Origin of the sequence: Shewanella sp. Isolate13, assembly GCF_022398325.1 — a bacterium.
Classification (GTDB): Bacteria; Pseudomonadota; Gammaproteobacteria; order Enterobacterales; family Shewanellaceae; genus Shewanella.
In genome coordinates this window covers 87,933-112,898 of record NZ_JAKEVD010000009.1, presented here as the reverse complement: position 1 = coordinate 112,898, position 24,966 = coordinate 87,933, and the positions used below count along the sequence as shown (strand labels likewise).

Here is a 24,966-nt window from a genome sequence, read left to right as displayed (position 1 = left end):
CTCAAAAATGAGAATGGTTTTAGCGGTTGTGGTAATTGCTTGTGTTGTTTTTTACTTTTTTTCCTCGATGAATAACCAGAAAGCGGCCAAAGAAAATATCGCCTTAGGCAATGCGTTCCTTGCCGAGAACAAACTAAAAGATGGTGTAACGACCACGGCTTCTGGACTGCAATACCAAGTGCTTGAGCCTGGAACTGGCACTGTACACCCAAAGGCCAACGACACAGTGACCGTGCACTATCATGGCACCTTAATCGATGGCACTGTGTTCGATAGCTCTGTTGAACGTGGCGAACCCATCGCATTTCCACTTAATCGAGTAATTAAGGGTTGGACCGAAGGCGTACAGTTGATGGTCGTCGGCGAGAAAGCACGCTTCTTTATACCAAGTGAGCTGGCATACGGTAATCGTAGTGCTGGTAAGATCGGCGGAGGCTCCACCCTAATCTTTGATGTTGAGCTAATCAGTATTGATTAACACTGATTATTTTTTTGAAATAAAACAAAGCCCGAATGGATAACCATTCGGGCTTTTGTTTGGCAAAAGCTAGCTGTATTAAGCTTCGTAACCGAATGGGTCGTCAATTGAGTGCGCAGGCTTAGTGAACCACACAGGACCCTCCTCACTCATATAGAAGTGGTCTTCATGGCGCACACCAAACTCGCTTGGTACACATAGCATTGGTTCATTACTGAAACACATACCCGCTTCAAGTGGAGTATGATCGTTTAGCACTAGGTATGGCCATTCATGGATATCGAGCCCCACGCCATGACCAGTGCGGTGCGGAAGTCCTGGCACATCATAACCGGGACCAAAACCTGCCGCTTCGAGTACATCACGGGCTGCACGGTCAACGCTAGCACAAGTTGCGCCGAGTTGCGCCGCTTCAAAACCTGCGATCTGTGCGTCTTGCTCAAGCTGCCACAACTCACGCTGACGTGGGCTAGGCTCACCATATACATAAGTACGGGTGATATCTGAGTTATAACCATGTAGCTGACAACCGGTGTCGATCAATACGGTATCATTCAGCTCCAATGCTTTGGGTGATTTAACTCCGTGGGGATAGGCGCTGTCTTCACCAAATAGCACGATACAGAAGTATGAGCCCGCAGGAATACCGACTTTAATGTGGGCGGCATTGATAAAGGCTTCCACTTCGCTAGTAGTAATGCCTTCGTGTAAAATGCGCGCAACCGCTTTATGCACTTCCATTGTCATATCTTTAGCGCGTTGCAGCAGGCTCAGTTCAACAGCCGACTTGATCATACGGCAACCGGCAGTGACAGGTTTAGCATTAACATAGTTATACTGAGGGTGGGCTTGACGCACGCCATCGAAAATAAAGAAAGCCGCAGACTCGTCGATACCGATATCACCGCTTTCGATCCCCATGTTAGCCAGTACGTTACCAAACAAAGCAAAAGGACTTTCATCTTCTTGCCAAGTATTCACCTTACCTTCGATAACCATAAAGCCATTCAGAGTATCGACTTCAAACGCAGGCGCGATATATTCGACATCGCCCTGAGCAGGTAGAATCGCTCCAACCATACGTTCACTCGCGTACCAACGCGTTCCCGTGTAGTAGTACAGGTTCGTGCCAGCATTTAGATAAATAGCGGCAATGCCCTGCTCCTTCATGATCCCTTGCGCCTTAGTGATTCGAGCTTGATACTCTTCACGGCTAATAGGCTCAACGCCTTGAGTCATATCGGTTAGTTTTGCTAATTCCTGCTCTGCGGTAGAACCGCCAACACCTAAGGTCATATACTTACCCTTAACTTTTAATTATTTATACTTAAACACAATCAAACCTTAAACAAGGCTCTATGGTTTAACTCAATCACAATGCCCACTTTCTAGCATAAAATATACAAAACGTCAGTAATAAATAAGTTAAAGTGCAAATAATTGTCGATCTAATCCCCATAAAATCTGACTTCTATTAACTTCTCTTTTGGGTTCAACTTTGATTAGCACTCAAATTGGTGCTCCCCGTATGTACAACAAGCTCTGTTTTACTAAAACAACTAAGACTGCTAGTGATGCATAGAAAGCTGTAACTCGAGATCATTCAAGCCAGTTCACTCACTGTTATACGAAGAAGCAAGATGCAGATAAAAAGACGCGTAAGTTTAGCCACAATTTATTTAGGCGGCGTATTGATATGCCTATGGCAAACCGCAACAGCTCAAGTCATTGACTGGTCGAGCCAAGAGGGCAAAAGTCGACTGATATTAGCAGAGTCCAAGCAGGACTTTTTCCAGCTAGCGCCACACTTTGAGGGCCAAGAAAATAAAGTCTTTTGCGGGGTAGCCTCGATGACGATTATCGCCAATGCACTCAGGGTTGACGCCGACAACACAAAGATCCCGCAAGATAGCCGCCTAATCAGCAAGGAGGAGAGTGCATACTTTCCTAAGGGAGTCAGTCCACTGTTTCACCGCTACAGTCAGGCGAGTATTTTAGCCAGCAGTACGCTGACAAAGTCACAGCTGCTGGGTAAGCCTAAGACGACACAGTTCACTGGTCAGTTAGGTATGCAGTTAGAAGAGCTAGAAGCATTAGCCCAATCTTTGAACTTTAAAACAAGCAAAACCCATGTCGATACTAAACAGCTGGCAAATACTGAGTATCTCTCAGGGGTGAAGCAGCATCTAATCTCTGCGCTACAACAGCAACGAGCCTATATTATTGCAAATTACGCTAGGGCCAGTTTAAAACAGAAAGGAGCCGGGCACTTCTCCCCTATAGTGGCTTATCACCATGATTCAGATTCTTTTTTGATAATGGATGTCTCCAATACTTATCAGAACTGGGTATGGGTAAATAGTCAGGCACTGTTAAAGGCGATGGCAACGATGGATGTAAACAAAAATAGAGGCTTTGTCATAGTAGAGGAGCCAAGCTAAAGCTGAGCAGTATTCAGATAAGATGAAAACAGCGACGGCTAGGCTGTCGCTGCATCACCATATTAAGGCTTACTTCGCTAGCATCACCTTAAGGCCGCGACAGACGATCGTTTCACGATCATCGACACGGTTAATCTTCACCTGCGCCACAGGGATCGCCAGTGCCATCTCTTTAATCGAAGCCAAGCAGGCTTGATAGTAGTGAGGGTTATCCATCAAGCTACCAGCTAGGTAGATCCGAGATGGATTAAATAGGTTTACCACCCAAGCAAGGCTCGCGCCGATATAGCTGCCCGCTCGTGCAATATCTTCATTGCGGGTCCAATTACGACGTTTAATCGCTGCCCCACTCGCGACTTGCTCTAAGCTAAACTCACCAAACTCTGTCAATAAACGACTGTGCCCCAACTCCCCAGCCATGCCAGATGCGCCAGTAAAAGGTACGCCGTTGATGGCGATCGATAAGCCGATCCCCACATCGCACATCACTAGCAACTCACACACTTGCTTAGGATCGACTAAAGCCTGCATTCCTGCGTCGCAGTCATTGGCAATGAGAGTCTGACTCGCCTGAGTGATTAACTTAGCAGCACTTAGTCCCTTAAGGCCGGGTAAAGACTGACATGAGACCAACTCCTGCGCCTGCACCAAACCAGGGACGGCTATCCCCAGAGCATAATCATTCAGACCATAGTCCTGTTCCAATTCCGCTATCAGCGAGTTCAAACTCGCGAGATTGAAGCTATCAGCCAGCGCAATTTTATACTGCTCAATTCGGCCTTGAATATCTATCTCAAATAAGGCTTTGGAACCACTAATATCTATTGTCAATGTTTGCATTTACCACTCCATTAATGCAGAAATATCCGATTCAAAAACCTCCGCCATACCCAACAAAATTATACATAATAAAGACTTAGGGAGAAAGTTACTGCAACGACTTTAATTTGGGTCACTTGAGGCTTATCGCACATCCGAAAAAAGACAAATGGCAAATATGAGATTAAAGACTCGATGCCTGCTTACTCCTACTCCACTTCCACCATGAGATAAGCAGTAACTGCGCCCCAATCAAGGGAAGACAACTGATTAGCAATATGTTCCAGCCTAGCTGGTGGATCACCCAGCCTGCACTGAGTGATGCCAACGCTTGAGCACCAAACACAAAGCTATCGTTAAAGGATTGCACCTTATAGCGCTCACTCTTGTCATAACAACGAGGTAATAGGGAGGTACCGGCAACAAATAAGAAATTCCAACCAATGCCGAGCAGAACTAAGGCTGTCCAGTAGTTAAGTAGATCGCGTCCAATGATTGCGCTAATGATGGTAACAAGATAAGCCAATAGTCCAAGCAGCATCATTTTAGATACCCCCAAACGCGCCACCAATACTCCACTAAATAGGGAGGGCAAGTACATGGCAATAATATGGCTCTGTATCACCCACTTAGTGTCAGTAAGAGAGTGATGCTCAACATGATGCATATGTAAAGGCGTGGCCGTCATCACAAAACTCATCATGGCGTAACCTAAGGTAGCGCCCGCAACCGCTACCCACAGCTGTGACTGAGTTAAAATCTCGGATAAGGGGCGTGCCTTATCCTGAACCTGCTGCGCGCTACCGTCTCTGTCAAATTCCCTCTCTCGATAAAAGCTCAAGATCACTGCGGCAATAAGACTCACCAAAGTGAGACAGAAAAATGCTCCAACATAGGCCTGTGGCCAGAGCTTAGCACCTAAAACGGCCAGCTCAGGCCCGATAACTGCCGCAGCGAGACCACCGAGTAACACTCGTGATGCGGCCTTAGCAATCAACGGCTCGTCGACCGACTCCATTGCCGCGAAGCGGTACTGCTGCACCACAGCTCCCGCTGCGCCGAGCATCACCGCGCTAAGACAAAATAGGGCAAAGCTTTGCTGCGATGTCGCAAACGCAGCAACTAGTCCTGAGCAAGCACCGAGTAATGCACCGCCAACAAATACTGGTTTACGGCCAAAGCGCTGCATCAATCTCGATACTGGCAGTACTGACAGCGCGAGACCTATCACCATAAAAGCAATGGGGAGCGTTGCCATTTCTGGAGATGGTGCGATATCGGCGCCAATTAAACCACCGAGTAACATCATCATAGGGGTGGCACTCATGGCAAACGCCTGCGCGAGTGTTAATAGCCAAACATTAAATGGCATAAACCTATGCTCCTATTCACCGCTTTAGCCCTTACTTACCAATAAGTCACTCGAGCTATACTGGCATGCAAACACAATTTTATAAACAATTTGTCCACTTTGGTTAACACTTGCAATAAAGGCGCGAGATTAAAATATGCTGTGAACCTCCCCAGCAAATGCACTTTGTGATAATCTCCGCGCTAAATTCGTACAAAAATAAACAGCCTCAAGCCCACACTTTAACTGGACTCGAAGGCTGATAACGGAGTTTGAATGTCAAATACAATTGCAGCACGCCTCGGCGCCATTCGCACAGAAATGGCCAAATCCAATCTGGATGCTTTTATTATTCCTAGAGCCGACGAATACTTAGGCGAATACGTACCAGCGCATAATGAACGCATGCTATGGGCCAGCGGTTTTACCGGTTCGGCAGGCATGATTATCGTCCTCAAGGACAGTGCTGCGATTTTTGTCGATGGCCGTTATACGGTACAGGTGCGTCAGCAAGTGGATGCCGCGCTATTTGATTACTTAAGCCTACACGACACGCCGCAAGCTCAATGGTTAATTGAGCAGCTAGGCGAAAATGCCAAAGTCGGTTTCGATGCGCGCCTGCACACTTTGGCCTGGTTTAATCAAACCCATGGCGAATTGGCTAAGGCGCAAATTGAACTGGTACAGGTTGCGCAAAACCCGATTGATCTGAATTGGCACGATAGACCCACGCCAACATCTACCCCAGTCATGCTATTTAGCGAACAAAGCGCGGGACGAAGCAGCCTAGAGAAGCGTAAAACCATAGGCTCAGAGATCAAGAAACAGGGCGCGGACATTGCCATTATCTCGGCACTCGATTCGTTCTGTTGGCTACTCAATATTCGCGGCAAAGACATTCCTTGCTTGCCTGTGGTATTAGGTACTGCCCTACTGCACGCCAATGGCGATATGTTGCTCTTCACCGATCTCAACAAGTTACCTGAAAACGTTATCGATCACGTCGGTGAAGGCGTCAGCTTTAAAGCGGAATCTGAGCTGGCCGCTGAACTGCTCAGCTTAAGCGGCTGTAAAGTGTTAGCCAGTCCTGATAGCTGCAACGCTTGGCTACAACTGACCGCTCAAGATGCTGGCGCACAGCTTATTGCGGGTAGCGATCCGGTAGCCTTGCCTAAGGCTCAAAAAAATGAAGCGGAACTGGCTGGCATGAAAGCCTGCCATATTCGTGACGGCGTGGCAGTGAGCCGCTTCCTTGCCTGGCTAGACCGCGAAGTTAACGCGAACCGTCTCTATGATGAAGCCCTGCTTGCCGAAAAACTGGAGAGCTTCCGCTTAAGCGATCCTATGTATCAAGAACCAAGCTTCGATACGATTTCAGCGACCGGCGGCAATGCAGCCATGTGTCACTATAACCACAACAATGGCACGCCAGCGCAAATGCAGATGAACAGCATCTACCTTGTTGACTCTGGCGCACAATATTTAGATGGCACCACAGATGTCACCCGTACCATTGCCATTGGGGATGTTACCGATGAGCAGAGAAAGATGGTGACCTTAGTGCTAAAGGGACATATCGCAATCGACCAAGCCAAGTTCCCTAAAGGCACAAGCGGCATGCAGCTCGACTCATTTGCTCGCCAATACCTGTGGCAACACGGCTTCGACTTTGATCACGGCACGGGTCACGGCGTCGGTCATTACCTGAGTGTCCATGAAGGCCCACAAGGTATCGCTAAGGGGCGCTCAAATGTGGCGCTGCTCGAAGGCATGGTATTATCAAACGAGCCAGGCTACTACCGCGCCGATGAATTTGGCATTCGATTAGAAAACTTAATCGCCGTCCGCCCTTGTGAAGCCTTAGCTAATAGCGAACGAGAGATGTTGGAATTTGAGGCGTTAACCTTTATTCCTATGGACGCTCGCTTAATCGATAAAAAATACCTAACTGATGCAGAAGTTAGCTGGTTTAACCAATATCATCAGCAAGTTAGAGAAAAACTCTCGCCATTTATGCAGGGTGATGATTTAGACTGGTTAAATAAAGTGACGGCGGCTATTTAACTTTGCCATAAACCACTTTAATAACGGCAGCGCCTCGGCGCTGCTTTTTTAATGCCCCACCCCCTAAATAGCCATTGAAAAAGTGCAGGTTTTAACCTAATACCAATCAGTATAAAGATCTTTTCGCTCAGCGAGAATTTAGCGCTTGTGAGGCAAGGCAACGAGTGAGGAGCATAGTTATTCTACGTTTAAGCTTGTTAACGCAGCATCATAAGCGCTAAAAGTCGCCTTTCAGGAGCGTTTTGGGCGGCCCACTTCAATGTTGAATAGCTTCACAAGGGATCCACTATTCCATCATCTATTCGCCTTGAATTAGTTTGCCAAAAACGCTCTGAGTAGAACAGTTTCTTATACTGATTGGTATAAAAGTTTGCTATACTCCGCGACCGCCATTTTAATGGTATAGATAGAATGCTAGCTCTGCCTGTTAGCAATTGAATTGTTGAACATAGGACTCCTCAATCATGAGATTTGAATCTTTTAGTTTTGCTCCTGAGATTTTGCGCGCAATCTCTGAATGTGGTTATGAAAAAATGACACCAATTCAGCAGCAAGCGATCCCAGCCGTTCGTCGCGGTCAAGACGTACTGGCCAGTGCACAAACCGGGACGGGTAAAACCGCCGCTTTCGCTCTGCCTATCTTGCAAAAGATGTTAGATAACCCAAGCACCACGGGCCGTTCAAATGCACGCGCGTTGATCTTGACCCCGACTCGTGAGCTGGCAATGCAAATTGCAGACAACATCAATGATTATGCCAAATACCTAGACGTCAAAGTCGTAACTGTTTTCGGTGGCGTAAAAACAGATACTCAAGCAACCAAATTAAAGCGCGGTGCAGATATCATTATCGCAACGCCTGGCCGCCTGCTTGAGCACATTGTTGCCTGTAACCTAAGCCTGTCAAACGTTGAGTCTCTAGTACTCGATGAAGCAGACCGCATGTTAGATATGGGCTTTAGTGCCGATATTCAAAAAATTCTGCAGGCTGTAAACAAGAAGCGCCAAAACTTACTGTTTTCGGCCACCTTCTCATCGGCAGTGAAGCAACTTGCTAATGAGATGATGGTAAAACCTAATGTGATTGCAGCCGACAAGCAAAACACCACTGCGATAACGGTAAGCCAAGTGGTTTACCCTGTAGAGCAACGCCGTAAGCGTGAGCTATTGTCAGAGCTTATCGGCAAGAAAAACTGGCGACAGGTGCTCGTCTTTACCGCCACCCGCGATGCTGCAGACAAGCTTGAAAAAGAGCTAAACCTTGATGGTATTCCAACTGCCGTTGTTCACGGCGAAAAAGCCCAAGGTAGCCGTCGTCGTGCTCTTCGTGAGTTTAAAGAGGGCAAAATGCGCGTGCTAGTGGCGACCGAAGTTGCTGCCCGTGGTCTGGACATTCAAGGCTTAGAGTACGTAGTTAACTACGATCTACCTTTCCTTGCTGAAGATTATGTTCACCGTATTGGCCGTACTGGTCGTGCGGGTAAATCAGGCGTGGCTATCTCATTTGTGAGCCGCGAGGAAGAGCGCACTCTTGCAGATATCGAAAAGTTAATCGGTCAGCAGCTGCGCCGTATTAGCATTCCTGGTTACGAAGTTGGCAGCCGCGATCTATTGATCAAACAACTGCAAAAGCGCCGTAGTTTCGCCAAGAAACAGCAGCGTGTCGATAACGCAGGTGCCCAGGTGATTGCAGAGAAAAACATGCAAGGACGCCGTGTGAAAGTGAAAAACTCATCGACAGCTAAGATCAAGAAGATAAAATAATCGCTGTACGGACACCAAATTATTTTATAAACAAAACAGGCACCTTTTGGTGCCTTTTTTAATCATAACGACGATTTAACAGGCAAATATTTTGTTTGGCATATTGAGTAGAAAGTTAATTTCGTACTTGTAAGGCCATTAGGTATAATCCTCATGCCGTCACTTTTTATCACGCCAACACGGCGGAGAAACAATGTCAGATATCACCTATAACCAAGCTGTTTTAGAGTTCGCTAATGCCGGACTTAAGGCTCTTTCTGAAGCGAGCGCTAAGAGTAGTAGCGTAAGAACACCCGCAGCTGAGAGTCATTTTCTTTGCAGCTGGATGGTAACCGCATTAAAGCAGCGCACCTTTTCAAAGTTAGTTGCCGATGATTTAACTCTGTGGGTACGTCAAGGCCGCAGCATGGGTGCGGGCGCTGAACTTAAGACTTTACTCGAGAAGATTAAGGCGCAATATAGCTATATTAGCGACAAGCAAACGGGTCTAGGTCAGTGTCTTAAATCAATGTTAGCTGAGCTTGAAAGCCAAGATTGGATTGTCATCACCGATGAAGAAGTTACCAAGAAACTTAAGCTTGATAGCGATGGCTGTAATAGCTTGGTTATTTCAGAAGAGCAATTTACTCAGCGCATTGATGGTGATGAGATTATCAAACCAATCACCCTTTATGTTCGTGCCGATGAAACCAAGTTCGCCGAGCTGGCTTATCGCCACAACTTACTGCTAAGCCCTGGCAATAAGAAGAGCTCTTTGATCAAGCATCATAAAGCCTACCAAGTTTGGCCAAAAAACTTACAGCCAGCACTCACGATACTGCAAGCGCTTTAAGACCCCTTGACCAAGTGTATGTTCAGCATTGCTTGAATATAAAAAGGCCTGCATCAAGCAGGCCTTCTTATTATGTAGAAAAACTTAGAAAGTCACGCTGACATCTGCACTACAAGTTGTTGTTCCTGTATCACAAGCCTTGTAAGTGTAGGTTCCACCACCTTTAGTGCTAATGCTGTCGGTATAAGTCGCTGCACTAGAGGCTGTATCAATTTGCGTACCGTTACGATAAACATCGACACTGCTACCCGCTGCGCCACTAAAGCTCAGCTCAACAATCTTAACGCCTCTTTGTTTGTAGTGATTCGTCGTTACGGTCAGGCCATCACCTGTACCAGGATCACCGCCACCGTCACCACCTGAACAACCATTTGCCGTTAGGTATGCATCGGCAGCCTGTGCATCAACAATACCGTGACCGAAGTACACATCGTGGCCGTTAGCCCCCGAGTCTCTTGCGCTCGCATTTAGCGCCGCACGGATCTCTTCACCCGTACACTGGTTATGGTTAGACCAAACACGTGCAGCGATCCCCGATACCGCAGGTGTCGCCATCGATGTTCCGCTCATAAAGCCGTAATCAGATGTGCCAATTGAAAGCTCTGCAGTGCTTGCAGCAACGATCGACGCTCTGTCTTCAAATGTCGCACCAACGGCCGGAATCGTTGTCGCATTTGTATCACCTAATGTGCCGTAAAGCATGCCAGGCTCATTGTTGATGATAATGGCACCGACACCACCTGATGTTTCACAATTCAGTACTTTGTCATGGAATGAGATAACACCACGGTCGATAACACAGACCTTACCATTCGCATTTGAATCTGTCGTTTCGGCCGTTCCCATAAAGTAGGTACTGCCATTTACAGAACCAGAGTTCTCCATTGCAGAACTGGCTAACGGATTACCATCAAGGCTCATGTTGGAGGCTGTTGCCATACCCGCAGGATAAGTAGATAGCGTATCGACACCGCCTGCCGCGATCTCTACACAGATACTGGTATCGGTGCGCTGCTTCTTGCCGCGCCCCGTCGTACAGCTTGGGAATTGTGAGAAGTCGGCAATGGCGTCATTTGCGTCATTGGCTCCGACCATCATCACCGAAGGGTAACCTGCTGGGTAAGAGCGAACACTATTACCATCGTTACCCGCAGCGGCGAGGACTAAACCACCGGCATCACTGAATGATTGAAACGCGTTAGACTCGGTAGAGTTCGAGCCTCCACCACCTAAACTCATACTAATAATGTTCGCGCCCGCATCGCTACATAGGTTTGCTGCATGAGCGAGATCAGATGAATAACCCCAGCCATCGGCATTAAATACTTTAATAATATGCATATCAACGCCCGGTGCCATACCCACCACACCGATATTATTATCTGCAGCGCCAATCGTACCGGCTACGTGTGTACCGTGTGGGCCACCGTTTTCGTCCCAGTTACCTGTGCCGCTATCGTTATCACCACTGATATTGTTCCAAGCAAAATCTTGATTGCTTCTATCTAAACCTGAGTCGATAACGCAGACCTTCATACCTGCGCTGGCGTTGAACCCAATATCATTAACGTTTGATTGATAAACCGCATAAGGCGTGACTTGCTGAGTCATTGGATTACCCGCATCATCGCTAAACGACATCAGAAAACGAGGCTGATCCACCTCAACTAACTTAACATGTGGATTATTGAGTAAACCTTTAACTTGAGATAGGTCCTTTCCTGAAAAAGTCGCCGCGATAAAGCCGTTACCATCTAAGTTCAGTTCCCCGCCGATCTTCTTAGCAAGTGCCTTAATCACGCCTTTCTTATCATTATCGACCTGAATAACATACCTTTCGCTAGCCGCAGCACCTGCTGAAACACCGAGAGACAAGGCGACGAGAGCCGTAGCTACTTTTGTTAATCTCATATTTATTCGCTCCAAAATCATGATATTAGGCCGCAAACCCAAGCCCAATTTATTATTAGTTTTTTAAACTTATTTTTAGTGGTTTATTGGTTAAAAAAACCGGAACACGAAAATCAACCTAGCACAGCCCTTATGAAATAACAATTTATTAACAAGCGTAACATTTAGTGATTACATTTATGTTGAATAATAGTTCAAAAGTATTATTCAGGCGTCCAAAATGGTGACGGCAGCTGAACCTCATCTATTTAAGGGGAAAAATAACCGCCCTATGTCCTTACCACCGATGAATTTAAATATCGAAAAGTTGAATAAAAACACGTTGATTTTATTTTACGTCCATTCAACTTGGCTAGCGCCGTTAAAATCAGCCTTTCATCAATAACGCGAGACTCTCATGCCAAGCTGCGCCTAGGTTGGCGATAGGGAAATAACCATTGAAAAATTGAATTTTGTGCTAGCATAACGACAAATAACCGGATTGAAATCAGATACTATGAGCGCACAAAGCAACCCTCATTACGATACCTTAGTGAAGCACTTTCAAAGCATTAGCCACTTCGAGCACCTAAGCGCACTGGGTGATTGGGATCAGGCCACCATGATGCCTATGGGGGGCGGTGAAGCACGCGGCGCAGCGATGGCTGAGCTTGCCAAACATATTCACTCCCTAAAGACAGCTCCCATGCTGGCGCAGACCATTAATGACGCCGGAGAGTTACCGCTGACAAAACAGCAGCAGGCTAACCTCGTTGAGATGCGCTACCAATATCTTCAGGCCAATGTTGTACCGGGTGAGCTTGTAGAGGCTAAGACAAAGGCCGCCTATCGCTGCGAACAAGCTTGGCGTGAGCAGCGCAAAAATAATGACTGGCAAGGTTTTAAGCCTAATCTCGAACACCTAATGCAACTCGTCAAAGAGGAAGCGACTATTCGCGCCGAGGCGCAAAATGTCTCCCCTTACGATGCATTGCTCGATAAATTCGAGCCTGGCATGACAACGGCGAGTCTTGAGCAGATCTTTGGCAATTTAAAGAGCTGGTTGCCGCAGTTGATCCAGCAGGTGCAAGACAAGCAGAAATCTGAACCTAAGTTCACCATTCCAACAGCCAGCGCAGAGAGTCAGGCCAAGCTAGGGCGTGAAGTCATGAACATCTTAGGCTTTGATTTTAACCGCGGCCGACTCGATATCAGTAGTCACCCCTTCTGTGGCGGTGTTGCCAGTGACGTACGTCTAACGACACGTTACGATGAAGCCGACTTTACCAGTGGCTTGATGGGCATAGTCCATGAAACCGGTCATGCGAAGTATGAGCAGGGTCTACCTAAGGCATGGCATGGGCAACCAGCAGGAGTAGCGCGCTCGATGGCACTGCACGAGAGTCAAAGCCTATTTTGTGAGATGCAAATTGGCCGCGGCCCTGCTTTCCTTAAGCTGATTGAGCCCCATTTAACCTCTACATTGGGCAGTCAGTTGAACCATAGTCAGTTGACCAACATCTACACTCGAGTCAACCCGGGGCTTATTCGAGTCGATGCCGATGAGGTCACCTACCCGTGCCATATATTACTGCGTTTTGAGGCGGAAAAGGCACTGGTTAGTGGCGAGTTGGCCGTTGCCGATCTACCCGATTTCTGGTCGGCGCATATGCAGTCACTATTAGGGATCAATACCGATGGTGATTATAAGAATGGTTGTATGCAAGATATCCATTGGGCGGTTGGCGAGCTCGGCTACTTCCCGAGTTACACCTTAGGTGCCATGTATGCAGCGCAATTTAGAGCCGCGATGGAAACAGAGCTCGGCTGCGTAGAACACCTAATAGACTCAGGTAATCTCACCAGTGTCATGGGCTGGTTAAATGATAAAGTCTGGTCCCAGGGCAGCCTACTCAGTATCGATGAGCTAATGCGTCAATCTACAGCTGAGACGCTCAATCCTGCTCACTTCAAGAAACATCTAGAAACCCGTTACTTGTCGCGCTAGAGTGACAATATTCCCATTAGCCCTTCCCTGTTAATGGGAATAATAGACGCCCATATTTAGGATCTTTTTATGCAATTACGCAGTATCGCGCCATCCGATTGGCCACAGATTTTACAAATCCAACTCGAGTGCTACCCACAGATAGAACCTGAATCTCTTGAGGTGCTACAGAGCAAGTGGCTGGCTTCACCTGAAAGCTGTTTTGTGCTGGAATCACAAGATGAGGTAATAGGTTATTGCCTTGCTCACCCTTGGCTTCAAGATAGCCCACCCTCGCTCGAGCAGGTGCTGACTAAGGTAGGCAAGCCAAATACTCTCTACTTACATGATATTGCGCTGTCTTCGAAGGCACAGGGCAAAGGAGCGGGACGAGCCGCGTTAACCAGCCTGATAGCGTTTGCCCGCAGTCATCACTACCCAAATGTCTCTCTAGTCGCGGTGCAGGGGGCGCACCATTACTGGGCTAAACAGGGCTTTAAAGCTAGAGCCATAGACAAAGACCTTTCATGTTACCCAGAGGACGCGTGCTATATGGTTTATACCTTATAGCCAAGATTTGCTATCATAGAGGCAATTTCATTAGAGAAGCTAAACATGGCAACCAGAATTACCTATAAGTTTAAGAACCAAGCGAAAGAGATTAACTTTGCTTACGACAAATATCATGACATCTATGAGGCCGTAGCCGCAGCAGAAGGCGTTGATTTAACGCAATACCTCATGATGGAGCAACAGATCGCTATGACCTCAAAGGGATCATCAGCAGTGAAAGACTTCCGTGCTAAAGAGTTCGCACGATTTGGCTTTAGTGACATCTACTACATCAAAGATGAACCGAAAAAGTCATAACCCTTAAGCCAGTATTCGCCATCATCATCCAATAAACCTAATAATAAGTGATATCAATGACGACTCATTACATGCCCAATAACGAACACGCCAACTTTCCACGAGCAGGCTTTTTTAAGCGCTGCGGTGCTATCGTTTATGATCTATTGCTTGCCGTTGCCGTATATATGGTGGCTGGCGCCATAGGTTTTGGTATTTTTATCGGCTTAACCAGCAGTGGCTTGATCGATATGGCAGGCTTTGAGCATGTGTCAGACTTGCTCAATGGCACGCCGCTGTATAAAGGTATTTATCAGTGCTGGATTATGGCCTGTGTCGGCCTGTTTTATATCAGTTTTTGGAGCAAAGGCGGTCAAACATTAGGTATGCGTGCATGGCGTCTCAAGATCCAACATCCGAATGGGCAAAACCTGAGTATGGTGACCGCAGCAGCAAGACTGGTTTGGTCGCTACTTGGCATTGGTAACTTATGGATCTTGATTAACCGCGATAAACTGGCATTGCAAGATATGATGACTCGCTCAGAAGTGGTTGTACTGTCAAAAGAAGCCAACCAGATGCGTAACTGGCACGGTGTTTAATCGTCCTGAGTCCATAGCAAGACAGACAAGATTGTAATGCTTAGTCCTCATTAGAGAAGCGAGAAAGAGCAAAACAAAAAAGCCAATCTACAGAACTTAACCTGTTGATTGGCTTTTTTAATGATTGTAGCGAGTCCCCCAGTTTTTAAGCTAGGCTACTTCCTAATAAAGTACAGCGCTCCAATACTAAACAGCAGAGCGGGCATGCCGGCACTGATAAATGCGGGTAAGCCATAAACGATACTCAATGGACCGAAGATTTCGCTACAGATATAAAAGCTAAAGCCAGCCACAACCCCTAGCAGCACTCGCGCGCCCATGGTAACGGTTCTTAGCGGCCCAAATACAAACGATAGAGCCACCAACATCATCACCGCAACGGTTACAGGTTGCAGTAGCTTACGCCACAGCGCTAACTCATAACGCTCAGATGCCTGGTTGTTATTTTTCAAATAATCGAGATAATCGATCAAACCCGCTATCGACAGTGACTCAGGCTTAACCGATACCACACTCAGCTTTTCAGGAGTCAGTGAGGAGATCCACTTATCTTCTTCAAGATTTGTCAGCACGACCTGCTCATTCTTCAGCGTGGTTCTTCTCACATCGGTTAGCTGCCAATACTTGTCCTTATACTCGGCAGAATCTGCATGTACTGTGCTGGTTAAGTTAGTCGTATCACTAAACTCGTACAGGGTAATATCTCGCAGATTATGGCTATCGACCACACCACCAATATTAACAAATAACGGCCCATCTTTTGCCCAAATGCCACGGTTAGACTCAATCAAGCTACCACCAGAAACATTGGTGCGCTTGATCTCCTTCGCCCGTAGCTCAGCGACTGGCGCAACCCATTCAGTTAGCATCATAACGATGATCATCAGTGGAATTGCCGTCTTCATCGCCGACATGGTAATTTGCAAACGAGATAAACCCGATGACTGCATCACCACTAACTCGGAGTTAGAAGCAAGCATACCCATACCGATCAAGGCACCGAGTAACACGGCCATAGGAAAGAACAGCTCGATATCTCGTGGGATCAAAAACAGTACATAGACACCGGCATCCATCATGGTATACGTACCACGCCCAACAAGGCGCAGTTGGTCGACCCACTTAATAATCCCCGATAAACCGGTTAACACCAGCAGCGCTAAAGATGAGGTACTAATCAGAACTCTAGCAATATATAGATCTAATATTCTCATGCCTTGACCGCCTTTTTGCGCTTAAACAAGCCCGTCACTTTCGCTCCTAACGGCCGCTCTTTGCCCAGTAGCAATATGCCTATGAACAACGCGGAGGCATGGATCCACCACATACCTAAGTACTGTGGGATCACCCCATCTTCTAGTGATTTACGTCCAGCCACCATCAAACCAAAGTAGCCTAAATAGAGTAGAATCGCAGGGAACATCTTGGCGAACTTACCTTGGCGGTTGTTCACTCGTGCCATAGGCACAGCAATCAGGGTCATCAGCGGAATAGCCAGAGGGATCGCTAAGCGCCAATGAAATTCTGCGGTAGCTTCCGGGCTATCGATATTCATTAGCTCACCGATAGGCATGGCAGACAGCTTACGGCGGCGCTCATCGACCTCCTGCTCTTTAATCTGCATTTGATAGCCCCCAAACTCGACAATTTGATAATCAACGCGTTTAGGATTGCCTTGGTACTGTACACCATCTTCAAGCTGCAGACGCTGGCCACCGGTTTCATCTTCGACCACTTTACCTGTACGCGCCACTACCACATTGGCCACGCCAGTTTCATCATCGGGTTCGGGCAACTGAGCCACAAATACTTTGTCTAATTGGTTATCACGACCAATACGCTCAACAAACAGTACCGCACGACCATTAGGGCTTGTCTGGAAGCGGCCCTGAGTTAACGCCGCAAGACCCGCCTCAGATTGGGCGTGTTCTAGTACTTGGTTCTGCTGTTCCTCGGCCCAAGGCGCTACATAAATAGATAGGAACGCGGTAAATACCATGTTGATCACCGCAAGCAATAGCGTGACTCGAGTGATATACCACTCACTGACACCTACGCCATGAAAAATAACCATCTCATTCTCGGCATACATGCGCCCATGGGCGAGCAAAATCCCCAAGAATAGACTCAGCGGTAACACTAAAACTGTGAGAAATGGCATGTTAAGACCCAGTAAGGTCATAACGAGAGATGCAGGAAACTCGCCATCGGAGGCATCAGCAAGCACGCGCACAAAATGTTGGCTAATAAAAATAGCTAACAGCACTAAAAGTACTGCAATTTGTGCTTTTAAAACTTCTCGAATCAGGTATCTAAATACAATCACAGTGAGGATCCGGTCTCCAAACTTTCATTTATGCTGGTATCAATACAACTTTCATGTAGACTGTCTACTTTTAGTAGTTTTGTAACCAACAATTACATAACATGGCCAGGGAAAACACTCGAAAAGAAAGATCTTGAGTGCGCCATATTTCGGCCCTTTTTGGGCATAAGCAGACATTATCTAATAAATAATAAAATTTGTCTTTAAGAATCTAGGAGAGCTCATGGAGTTTAGCGTAAAGAGCGGCAGTCCAGAGAAACAACGCTCAGCTTGTATCGTTGTAGGTGTATACGAACCAAGACGCTTGTCCGGTATCGCCGAACAGTTAGATAAAATAAGTGAAGGCTATATCAGCAACTTACTTCGTCGTGGTGACTTGGAAGGTAAGCCAGGACAGATGTTGTTGCTTCATCATGTACCAAACGTACTTAGCGAGCGTGTTTTGCTCGTTGGCTGCGGTAAAGAGCGTGAGCTTGATGAACGTCAATATAAGCAGATCATCACCAAAACCATCAATACCTTAAATGAAACGGGTTCTATGGAGGCTGTTTGCTTCCTTACCGAGTTACATGTCAAAGGACGCGATACCTACTGGAAAGTACGTGAAGCCGTTGAAACAACACAAAACAGTCTTTATAGCTTCGATGCATTAAAAACACGCAAAGGCGAAACCCGTCGTCCGCTGCGTAAATTAGTATTTAATGTACCGACTCGTCGTGAATTGACCGTAGGCGAGCGCGCCATCGAGCACGGTATGGCCGTCTCTGCTGGTATGCACCTTTGCCGCGATGTGGCAAATATGCCGCCAAACATCTGTAATCCAGCTTATCTAGCCTCTCAAGCCCGTCAAATCGCCGAAAATACTGAGAACCTAACGGTAACCACTATCGGTGAAGAGCAGATGGAAGCCCTAGGCATGAACTCATACCTAGCTGTAGGCCGTGGCAGCCATAATGAGTCAGTGATGACCATCATGGAGTACAAGGGCGCAGTCGATAATACCGAAAAGCCGATTGTGCTAGTGGGTAAAGGCCTAACTTTCGACTCGGGCGGCATTTCTCTTAAGCCTGGCGAAGCCATGGATGAGATGAAGTATGACATGGGCGGTGCAGCGGGTGTGATCGGTACCATGAAGGCACTCTGTCAGATGCAGCTGCCGATCAATGTTATCGGGATCTTGGCTGGCTGTGAAAACATGCCATCGAGTAATGCTTATCGCCCAGGGGATATTTTAACTACTATGTCAGGCCAAACCGTAGAGGTGTTAAACACCGATGCAGAGGGCCGCTTGGTATTGTGTGATGTACTGACTTATGTCGAGCGCTTCGACCCTGAGCTGGTTGTCGATACAGCAACCTTAACAGGCGCCTGTGTCATCGCTTTAGGTAAGCATGCATCTGGCTTGTTCTCAGGTCACAACCCACTTGCCCACGAGCTACTCAATGCCGGTGAACAAAGTGGTGACCGCGCATGGCGCATGCCTTTATGGGATGAGTATCAAGAGCACTTGGAAAGCCCATTTGCCGATATGACCAACCTAGGTGGCCGTGCAGCTGGTTCAATTACCGCCGCATGCTTCCTGTCTCGCTTTACTAAGAAGTACAACTGGGCCCATCTTGATGTGGCAGGTACAGCTTGGAACAGTGGCGCCAATAAAGGCTCGACTGGACGACCTGTGCCATTATTGGCTCAGTTCCTGATCAACCGAGCGGGTATCGAGCAGGGCGAGTAATTCCAGTAAGACAGACTTACACGGTAAAGGCTAAACCACGGTTAGATAGAGTGGTTTAGCCTTTTTTTATTTGCTGCTACACACCTCAACAAAAGGCCGTTTCCCGCCTAGGGCATGCTTAAGTCATTTGTTGCAAACAACTAAAAAATGAGAGCTAACTGACAATATATTTTTCGTAAAATATCGACAGAGAAAAATTTAAGTTTACAATACGCGCAAGTTTCACAGCCTCAGTTTTAAGCCCCCTTTTCTAGAGCCAAACACTGACACCAGCCACACTCGAGTCATAAATTTTTGTCGATTCCACTGCGAGCTCCCATCGCCAGTGTCCGCTGACTGTGCATAGACATTTCAAGTTTAATCATTGTGTTCACCCAATTTAAGGCAGCTGTATGCGTCAGGTATTATTCGTATTCATTCTCTTTTTCGTTTCCATAGGCACAACAGCGCAAGAAATGCCTTCAGTAAACGAAGAGCAAGTCGTTAGAGTTGGTTACCCAGCTTTTGACTGGCAACCTTTTACCTACGTCACTAAAGAGAAAAAAATGATAGGCCTTCTGCCATCATTATTTCAAGAGATCGCCAATAACAGCGGCTACCGAACACAGATAGTAAGCTATCCGACCTATATTGAAGTGCTGCAAGCACTACGTGACGATGAAATTGACATCATTATGGGTGTCTCGATGACGCCAGAAAGAATGGAGTGGATGCACTTTAGCTCACCCCTGATGCTACTCCCCTACGCCGCCATTACCAATGATACTAATGTCAGCAGCTTTATAGAGTTAAAAGGCAAGCACATAGCGACAGAAACGGGGTTCGCCATCAATGAGGTGTTATCAAACTCGGCAGGTAGCCAATTAAAAGTTACAGGCTATTCTGGTAGCCAAGAGGCTTATTCAGCGGTTGTCGATCATGCGGCCGATGCCTATATAGGTAACGCTATTACTTTGGATTATTTACATACCCACCAAGACACCGCAAATAAGCTTGATATCAAGCTACTGAACGATATGCCATTCGACCAGCTCCATTTCGCGGCAACGATGAAAAATAGCGAGTTGATCGACGACTTAAATAAAGGGTTAAAACTCATACCTAATGAGACATTTACTAAATTATACGAGACCTGGCTCACGAGCTCACAAATTAGATATGTCTATCAACAGCACGACTTAAATCTAACCGAACCCGAACTCAATGCGCTACGAGATCAGAAAGTGCTAAAAGTGCTTTATTCAGCCGATAATTATCCATTTGCATTTACTAATGATATGGGTGAAATGGATGGTATGAGCGTAGACATCTTAAAAGTTGTGGCCGAAAACCTGAATCTTAACATCGAGTCAACAGCCTATAGTGGTACTCAGTTAGAACAGCACTTTGCCGAGAACAACTTCGACCTCATCCCCGCTTTCACCTGTGAAAAAAACAGCTTGGACTATGTTCTCTGTACGTCTTCCTATACAAAAGATCCATGGGTTGCCGTCACCGCAAATAACTTAATCACAGCGCAAATTACCAACACTAAGGAACTTGGCCTATTAAATCTACACCAGCAACATATAGACACAGCCAAGTACTTTTCACAGGCGGAAATAACGACTTTTAATTCAACTAAACATCTACTCAATGCAATTCTTGCAGGTAAGGTAGAGGTAGGGCTATTGCCTCTATCGAAGGCCAGCTCAGTCCTCAGCATTCGCTATTTGGGACAATTAAAGTTAACTCCAAACCCTATCGGCGAATATACCCGCGCCATTAGCTTCGGGGTCAACAAAGACTCAGCAACACTAGCTTCAATTTTAAATAAGGCTAAGGCGGCAATTCATGAGGATGAGCTAGAAGCAATCAAGCATAAGTGGAATGATATCAGTATCAACAGTGATTTTTCCTATGAAAAAATCCCGAGCTGGATCTTACTGCTTCTCGGCGGCAGCGTAAGCATCTTCTTAGTTATCGTCTATTCCAACAGAAAATTGAAAAATGAGATCGCACAGCGTCATAGCATCGAGAAAGAGCTGCGCCTAGTTAACAATAACTTTGGTGGCATCGTTGCGCAGTTAATTCGCTACGGTGACGATGTGGATGATATCTCTTGGAGCTATGTCAGTGGCAATATCGAAAAATATCTAGGCTTAAGCCCCGAGCAACTCTATCAAACACCTAGTCTGCTGATGGAGTTCCTGGCTAAGCACGCAGATGAGCATGATTTCTTAGAAGATATCGAAGAGTCTCGCTTCTGTGATTCTCTATACACAACGATGAAGCTTAATATTGACGGCAAGATCTCTTGGTTCCAGCTCACTGGGATCTGCACTAAAGTTGATAAAAATAGACATTGGACCTACACCCTCGTAGATATTTCTTTGCTCAAAGAGAAGCAAGCAGAACTCGATGAAGCGCGCTTGATTGCAGAGTCAGCAACCGAGGCTAAGTCTCGTTTTCTTGCCATGATGAGCCATGAGATCCGCACCCCAATTAGCGGCATTTTGAGCTTGTTAGAGTTGATGACTCCACACCTAAATAGTAGCGAACTTCATGGGATCCATAAGAACCTAACCCACTCAGGCAATAACCTACTCAACATTGTTAATGATGTACTCGATTTCTCTAAAATAGAAGCGGGTAAGCTAGGGTTAAGCCCCGCAGTATGCCAGTTAAGCAGCTTTATCAGTGAGTTAGTTCAACCCCATATTGTCCATGTCGAACGCAAAGGCATTAAGTTTAAGTTATGGCTAGACCCCAAACTTGCTTACTCATTAAACTTAGATAATTTGCGCCTAAAGCAGGTACTAAATAACCTGTTAAATAATGCTTCTAAGTTTACAACTGAGGGCGAAATTTGGTTATCTGTAGACTTGGTTTCTGCAACAGATAAAGAGCAAACGATCAGCTTTGCAGTTACTGACAGCGGCATAGGGATCAGTGAAGAGGATATCGCCAAACTATTCATTCCGTTTGAACAGGTCGATCTCAGTAGCGAACGTCGCTTTAGTGGAACAGGCTTGGGACTATCTATCTGTGAACAGCTAGTCAAACTAATGGGCGGCGAGATCTCGGTCAACAGTAAGCAAGGCCAAGGCAGCACATTCCGTTTCACGCTTACCTTCCCCATTGCCGCTGTAGAGGTTCCTTCCACAGTCAACAAGCGCTGTGGTGTCATGATGTTGGATGAAAGCGACTATGATCTGCTTTGTGAGTATCTGCGCGCTTGGCAATGTACCGCCTACAATCTACAACACCTAGAGAATAAAGCAGCACTAGCAGCGCATGTAGCCAAAGCAAAAATTCAAGTTTTACTTTTACCTCAGGATTGGTGTGAGCTACATGCATTGACCCCAAGCTGGGCCAAACGCAACCTTACCAATGTGCAAGTCATTCAACTCAGAAGACAGAGTATGCTCTCGCCAACACCCGCAGAGCTAGGTTGGGCACTGTCTGTTAACCCACTGCTCCCTGAGCACTTATTGCACCTACTCACTAAACCAGAGTTTTTTGACGTCAAACCTAGTGCAGAACAAAACCAACCTGAGCAAGCTATCACCCGTGAGCAAGCCATCGCGAGCAACAGACTGATTCTGGTTGCAGAAGATCACCCAATTAACCAAGATGTGATCCGTATGCAACTGAGTAAATTAGGCTACTTTGGTGATATTTTTGATAACGGTCAGCAGGCGCTTACGGCCTATAAACAGAATCGATACGACCTGGTTCTGACCGACTGCCACATGCCTGAACTCGATGGTTACGGTCTAGTGAGTGCTATTAGAGAGCATGAACAACAAGAAAAACTGAACCGTCTCGGTGTTATCGCCCTCACGGCTAATGCCATATCGAGTGAAAAAGCCCGCTGCCACCAGTATGGGTTCGATGATTATTTAATAAAACCAGTGACCTTAGAGCAGCTGCAGAACGTACTCAATAATTACTTAGTTGAGGCTCAGCAAGCTCCCATCGCAGATCATGCTCAACAACACGAGCCATCGATGCAAGATAGGACTTTTATTGCAGCAAGCTCCAGCGAAACGCTCAAGTGTGACCTCAATGATCTCGCCGTTATTGATATCAAAGCGCTTGAGGCTAACTTCGGCGATCTGCAGCTTTGTATCAACTTACTGACTAAGTTCATTGCAACCTGTGACAGTGATATGCAAATACTCAATCAAGCAGTCGCAGAACACGACTTTGACGCCACCGCCCATAGCGCTCATAAACTCAAAGGCGCTGCGGGTGTGATTGAATGTGAGCTCCTCGTTATCACTTGCGCCGAGATAGAAACTGCGGCTTCGACGCAAGATATTGATGCAATAAAAGAGTTGCTGGTACAGCTAGAAAAATTAATCGCGCAGATCTCTAACCAGGTAAACAAGTTAAAATGAAAATCTTACTGATTGAAGATCATCTATTTCAGCGCGAAGCGATGCAAATGCAACTCGAACTGATCACAACACCTAAGATTTCGCAGATTAGAACTGCAGCCTCTGGTGTTGAAGCACTACAGATAATGGCAAACTTCAAACCTGACATACTGCTATGCGATCTGAAAATGCCTGAGATGGATGGAATTACCTTCTTGAGTCATATCAGTGAACTCATGTTTACCGGCTCCATCATTATCACTAGTGCCAGCAATCAGATCGTACTCGATACCGTACAGAAAATGTGTATGAGCTATCACTTAAAAGTGATTGGTGCCATTAGCAAGCCCGTAAAGATAAATATCCTCAAAGAGCTATTACACTTGGCCTATGTCGAGAATCTGACAAATTCAACATTTGCCAGTCATGGCTCAATAAAGAGTAAAGCCTTCACCGAGAAAGAACTTGAGCACGCCCTTGAACAGGGCTGGATAAAGCCCTACTTCCAACCTTTGGTCGCATTCGATAACGCCGAGTGGCAATCTTGTGAAGCACTAATTCGCTTTGTCCACCCGATCTTGGGAGTATTACCGCCAACCAGTTTTCTGCCTCAATTGAGTAAGATGCAAAAAGATGCTGAGTTAGCACTCTTGAGTGTCAATTACATCTTGCAACACCAAGCGCATCTTGCAGGTCGTTCGGTGGCGATCAACATCACCCCTATGACTTTAATGCATAGCCACTTCGTCGACCGATTACTGGATATTGCCAAACAACAGCCCAACCTATGTAAGCAGGTCTATTTTGAAATCACCGAATCAGATGCTTTGGAAAATACCGGCAGAGCACTGAAGTCGGCTTCACGTCTAGCGATGCACGGCTTTAATCTATCTATCGATGATTTTGGTACAGGCTACTCATCCTTGACCCTGCTAGATACCCTGCCTTTTGATTCACTAAAGGTAGACATGAGCTTTATTAGAGCTATGGAAAACAGCAAAACGGCAGCGGCCATTGTTGAGGCTTGCTTACTGTTGAGCACTCGACTCGAGCTTAAGTCGGTAGCCGAAGGCGTTGAGACCCAAGCCTTGTGGCAGCGATTGCAATTATTAGGCTGTACCTTAGCACAAGGCTATTACATAGCAGCACCGATGCCGGTTGAACGCCTAACTGATTGGCATCAAAGCTGGTTACTAAAAGTTGATAAACATCAGCTACAGCAAAAGATAGCAAGTTATCACGCCTAAGATTCTCCTACGCTCGAGCGATACAAGCCTATCAAGCTCAGCCACACAGATTCATTCTTTGTAAAGAATAGTGAGTAAAGAGTAGAGAGTGGGAAGTGAACGTTGTATTAAGAGTCGTGAGTTGGTAGCTGAAAATGGCTATTCGGTAATAATTATAAACATGAAGGTGAGTCAGATTTGACTCACCTTTGACTAGACTCAATCGTTACAGCATCTTGCGT

At 46.4% G+C, this 24,966-nt stretch carries 18 protein-coding genes; 12 read left to right on the top strand and 6 right to left on the bottom strand.

Annotation, left to right across the window (positions count from 1 at the left end; genetic code table 11):
- Window positions 1–7: 7 nt before the first annotated feature.
- Entirely contained in the window at window positions 8–478 is a 471-nt protein-coding gene (locus L1D44_RS08435) for an FKBP-type peptidyl-prolyl cis-trans isomerase (protein WP_239889713.1), read from the top strand.
- Window positions 479–556: 78 nt separating this feature from the next.
- On the opposite strand, the gene L1D44_RS08430 is transcribed toward L1D44_RS08435, so the two are convergent.
- Window positions 557–1,774, bottom strand: a complete 1,218-nt coding sequence (locus L1D44_RS08430) for a Xaa-Pro peptidase family protein (RefSeq protein ID WP_239889712.1) — start codon at window positions 1,772–1,774, stop codon at window positions 557–559.
- A gap of 344 nt (window positions 1,775–2,118) precedes the next feature.
- Here L1D44_RS08430 and L1D44_RS08425 point away from each other — a divergent pair, with 344 nt between their 5' ends.
- The gene (locus L1D44_RS08425) at window positions 2,119–2,919 is read left to right on the top strand and encodes a phytochelatin synthase family protein (RefSeq protein WP_239889711.1); all 801 of its coding nucleotides are present in this window, start codon (window positions 2,119–2,121) and stop codon (window positions 2,917–2,919) included.
- Between the two features lie 69 nt (window positions 2,920–2,988).
- Here the strand turns inward: L1D44_RS08425 and L1D44_RS08420 are convergent, their stop codons facing one another.
- Window positions 2,989–3,759 carry an ROK family protein gene (locus L1D44_RS08420; RefSeq protein WP_239889710.1) on the bottom strand — a complete coding sequence of 257 codons (771 nt, stop codon included), beginning with the start codon at window positions 3,757–3,759 and terminating at the stop codon, window positions 2,989–2,991.
- A gap of 163 nt (window positions 3,760–3,922) precedes the next feature.
- The gene (locus L1D44_RS08415; protein ID WP_239889709.1) at window positions 3,923–5,110 is read right to left on the bottom strand and encodes an MFS transporter; all 1,188 of its coding nucleotides are present in this window, start codon (window positions 5,108–5,110) and stop codon (window positions 3,923–3,925) included.
- A gap of 255 nt (window positions 5,111–5,365) precedes the next feature.
- On the opposite strand from L1D44_RS08415, the gene L1D44_RS08410 reads away from it, so the two are divergent.
- The 3 genes from L1D44_RS08410 to L1D44_RS08400 all read left to right on the top strand — a co-directional run bounded on the left by L1D44_RS08410 (window position 5,366) and on the right by L1D44_RS08400 (window position 9,748).
- Complete coding sequence (locus tag L1D44_RS08410) at window positions 5,366–7,153, top strand: aminopeptidase P family protein (RefSeq protein ID WP_239889708.1); 1,788 nt, start codon at window positions 5,366–5,368, stop codon at window positions 7,151–7,153.
- A 464-nt stretch (window positions 7,154–7,617) separates the two neighbouring features.
- Entirely contained in the window at window positions 7,618–8,916 is a 1,299-nt protein-coding gene (locus L1D44_RS08405) for a DEAD/DEAH box helicase (protein ID WP_239889707.1), read from the top strand.
- A 193-nt stretch (window positions 8,917–9,109) separates the two neighbouring features.
- Window positions 9,110–9,748: a DUF2913 family protein gene (locus L1D44_RS08400; protein WP_239889706.1), complete on the top strand. Its 639-nt coding sequence runs from the start codon at window positions 9,110–9,112 to the stop codon at window positions 9,746–9,748.
- An 84-nt stretch (window positions 9,749–9,832) separates the two neighbouring features.
- On the opposite strand, the gene L1D44_RS08395 is transcribed toward L1D44_RS08400, so the two are convergent.
- Entirely contained in the window at window positions 9,833–11,659 is a 1,827-nt protein-coding gene (locus tag L1D44_RS08395) for a S8 family serine peptidase (protein WP_239889705.1), read from the bottom strand.
- Window positions 11,660–12,155: 496 nt separating this feature from the next.
- Between L1D44_RS08395 and L1D44_RS08390 the strand changes: the two genes are divergently transcribed.
- The 4 genes from L1D44_RS08390 to L1D44_RS08375 all read left to right on the top strand — a co-directional run bounded on the left by L1D44_RS08390 (window position 12,156) and on the right by L1D44_RS08375 (window position 15,076).
- Window positions 12,156–13,646: a carboxypeptidase M32 gene (locus L1D44_RS08390; protein WP_239889704.1), complete on the top strand. Its 1,491-nt coding sequence runs from the start codon at window positions 12,156–12,158 to the stop codon at window positions 13,644–13,646.
- Between the two features lie 69 nt (window positions 13,647–13,715).
- Entirely contained in the window at window positions 13,716–14,195 is a 480-nt protein-coding gene (locus L1D44_RS08385) for a GNAT family N-acetyltransferase (RefSeq protein WP_239889703.1), read from the top strand.
- Between the two features lie 45 nt (window positions 14,196–14,240).
- Window positions 14,241–14,495: a DUF2960 domain-containing protein gene (locus L1D44_RS08380; protein ID WP_202720540.1), complete on the top strand. Its 255-nt coding sequence runs from the start codon at window positions 14,241–14,243 to the stop codon at window positions 14,493–14,495.
- A 71-nt stretch (window positions 14,496–14,566) separates the two neighbouring features.
- Window positions 14,567–15,076, top strand: coding sequence for an RDD family protein (locus L1D44_RS08375; RefSeq protein WP_220769132.1), 510 nt, complete (start codon window positions 14,567–14,569; stop codon window positions 15,074–15,076).
- A 155-nt stretch (window positions 15,077–15,231) separates the two neighbouring features.
- Here L1D44_RS08375 and lptG read toward each other — a convergent pair whose 3' ends face one another.
- Together lptG and lptF are read right to left on the bottom strand one after the other, a co-directional pair.
- Window positions 15,232–16,290 (bottom strand): LPS export ABC transporter permease LptG, encoded by a 1,059-nt coding sequence (gene lptG / locus L1D44_RS08370; protein ID WP_239889702.1) that lies wholly within the window; start codon window positions 16,288–16,290, stop codon window positions 15,232–15,234.
- The gene (lptF, locus tag L1D44_RS08365; RefSeq protein ID WP_239889701.1) at window positions 16,287–17,402 is read right to left on the bottom strand and encodes an LPS export ABC transporter permease LptF; all 1,116 of its coding nucleotides are present in this window, start codon (window positions 17,400–17,402) and stop codon (window positions 16,287–16,289) included. The genes lptG and lptF overlap by 4 nt, the downstream gene beginning before the upstream one ends.
- 223 nt (window positions 17,403–17,625) lie before the next feature.
- Between lptF and pepA the strand changes: the two genes are divergently transcribed.
- The 3 genes from pepA to L1D44_RS08350 all read left to right on the top strand — a co-directional run bounded on the left by pepA (window position 17,626) and on the right by L1D44_RS08350 (window position 24,745).
- Complete coding sequence (gene pepA / locus L1D44_RS08360) at window positions 17,626–19,134, top strand: leucyl aminopeptidase (RefSeq protein WP_239889700.1); 1,509 nt, start codon at window positions 17,626–17,628, stop codon at window positions 19,132–19,134.
- 392 nt (window positions 19,135–19,526) lie between these two features.
- Window positions 19,527–23,519 (top strand): transporter substrate-binding domain-containing protein, encoded by a 3,993-nt coding sequence (locus L1D44_RS08355; RefSeq protein WP_239889699.1) that lies wholly within the window; start codon window positions 19,527–19,529, stop codon window positions 23,517–23,519.
- On the top strand, window positions 23,516–24,745 hold the full coding sequence (locus L1D44_RS08350) for an EAL domain-containing response regulator (protein ID WP_239889698.1): 1,230 nt from the start codon (window positions 23,516–23,518) through the stop codon (window positions 24,743–24,745). Before L1D44_RS08355 ends, L1D44_RS08350 begins: the two co-directional genes overlap by 4 nt.
- Window positions 24,746–24,966 lie beyond the last annotated feature (221 nt).